Origin of the sequence: Streptococcus suis YS161 (assembly GCF_002760245.1) — a bacterium.
GTDB classification, from domain to species: domain Bacteria; phylum Bacillota; class Bacilli; order Lactobacillales; family Streptococcaceae; genus Streptococcus; species Streptococcus suis_I.
In genome coordinates this window covers 1-995 of sequence record NZ_ASCA01000046.1, presented here as the reverse complement: position 1 = coordinate 995, position 995 = coordinate 1, and the positions used below count along the sequence as shown (strand labels likewise).

Sequence of the window (995 nt, the reverse complement as noted above, 5' to 3'; positions counted from 1 at the left end):
TCTTTAGCAGAACAGGATGAACGTATTCGAATTGTGACCCTTGAGGGGTCACGCGCAAATATTAATATACCTAAGGACGAATTCCAGGATTATGATGTCACATACTTCGTAACAGATGTGGAATCCTTTACTTTAAAGGATGAATGGCTTAAAAGCTTCGGGAATATTATAATGATGCAAAAACCGGAGGATATGGAACTATTCCCGGCTGAAGAGAAAGGCTACTCCTATATAATACTTTTTGATGATTATAATAAAATAGACCTTACCTTATTGCCCCTGGAAGAGTTGGGAAACTACCTGAATGACGATAAATTGATAAAGGTTCTAATTGATAAAGATTGTAGAATTAAAAGGGACATAGTTCCGACTGATATAGATTATCATGTAAGAAAGCCAAGCGCAAGGGAGTATGATGATTGCTGCAATGAATTTTGGAATGTAACACCTTATGTTATTAAAGGATTGTGCCGCAAAGAGATACTGTTTGCAATCGATCATCTGAACCAGATTCTACGGTTTGAACTACTTAGGATGATGTCGTGGAAGGTTGGGATAAAGACAGAATTTTCATTAAGTGTTGGGAAAAATTATAAGTATATTAACAAATACATTGATGAAGATATATGGAATAGATTATTATCTACATATCGCATGGATTCCTATGAAAATATTTGGAAGTCATTATTTATATGCCACCAATTGTTCAGGGAAGTGTCCAAAGAGGTAGCAGAACTACTGGGGTTTGATTATCCAGAGTATGGTAAGAACATAACAAGATATACCGAGGACATGTATAAAAAATATGTTGAAAATGACTATTTTTAAAGATTAGCAAAGATTATTAACCATAAGCAAGGGGTGTAAATGTATGGAAAGTACTGATGTTATAAATGAAATTAGAGGTATATTACCTCGTAACTCAATTGGAAAATATGATTTACTAACTATTTTTACACATAAAACCGTTTTTGATAAAATTGTAAAAGTACTAT

1 protein-coding gene is annotated in these 995 nt (G+C 33.4%); it reads left to right on the top strand.

All coding sequences use genetic code 11. The features are described 5' to 3' along the window. Positions 1–828 (top strand): aminoglycoside 6-adenylyltransferase (gene ant(6), locus SST111_RS06480; protein ID WP_142350751.1); only part of this gene is annotated, 828 nt, incomplete at its 5' end. Between the last annotated feature and the right edge of the window lie 167 nt (positions 829–995).